An 895-nucleotide genomic window follows, 5' to 3' on the forward strand; every position below is an offset into this window, starting at 1 on the left:
CTAAGGGACGTCTCGTAACTCGGTGAAGGCGTTGTCCGGCGCCGGGCGGGCGGTCAGCCCGCGAGGGCGATGTTGTGCAGGTTGGCGATGCCGGAAGCGGTGTCGGTCAATGTGCTGGCGGCGCGCCGGTAGTCGCGCAGGATCTTGAAGCACTTGAGCCTGGCCAGGGCGTGTTCGACCTGGGCACGCACCGTCCGGTGCTGCGTGTTCAGGTCGGCCTTCCAGTCGGGTAGCTCGCTGCCGTCGTGGGGCTTGCGGTACGGGATGATCACTTCGGGGTTGCCGCGGTAGCCGCCGTCGGCCATGACCGGCCGCCCTGCCAGCTTCTGGTCGATACCGGAGGTGCGGTAGACGATGGTGTCGTTGCGGTTGCCTGGCTGCGGATCGCCGAGGGCGATGACCAGTCTGGTGCTGGCGTCGATGGCGACCTGCAGGTTCGTGGAGTAGCGGTAGTTCTTGCTCGGGGCGGCCAAGCGGTGATCCCGGGTCGGGATCAGGGTGCCGTCGACGATGGCGATCTGGTCGACCGGGCGCCGACGGGCCGGGGCGAGGGCCAGCAGCGGTCCGAGGGTGTCGATGACCCGGTGCGCTGCGGAGTGCGACACCCCGAACAGCGGGCCGATCTGACGCATGGTCAGGTTGGTGCGCCAGTACGCGGCGACCAGCAGCACCCGATCCGGCAGGTCGAGGGCCCACTGCCGGCCCGGCCGGCCATCGGCGATCGTGTCCCCGCCTCGCTCGGCGACCAGGCGGACCAGCCTGCGGAACTGAGCCGGCTGCAACCCGGTGAACGGGAAGATCCACTCGGGCCGGGCTGCGGAGATCACCTGCACCCAGACATCCTGGATGATCGTCCTCAACAGACAGATGTCGGGGTTACGAGACGTCCCTTAGT

1 protein-coding gene is annotated in these 895 nt (G+C 68.5%); it reads right to left on the reverse strand.

All coding sequences use genetic code 11. The annotated features are described in order from the left end of the window. Positions 1-53 precede the first annotated feature (53 nt). Positions 54-833, reverse strand: coding sequence for a transposase family protein (locus tag DLJ59_RS00060; RefSeq protein WP_124770498.1), 780 nt, complete (start codon positions 831-833; stop codon positions 54-56). Positions 834-895: the final 62 nt, after the last annotated feature.

Origin of the sequence: Micromonospora inaquosa, assembly GCF_003857055.1 — a bacterium.
Taxonomy (GTDB): domain Bacteria; phylum Actinomycetota; class Actinomycetes; order Mycobacteriales; family Micromonosporaceae; genus Micromonospora; species Micromonospora inaquosa.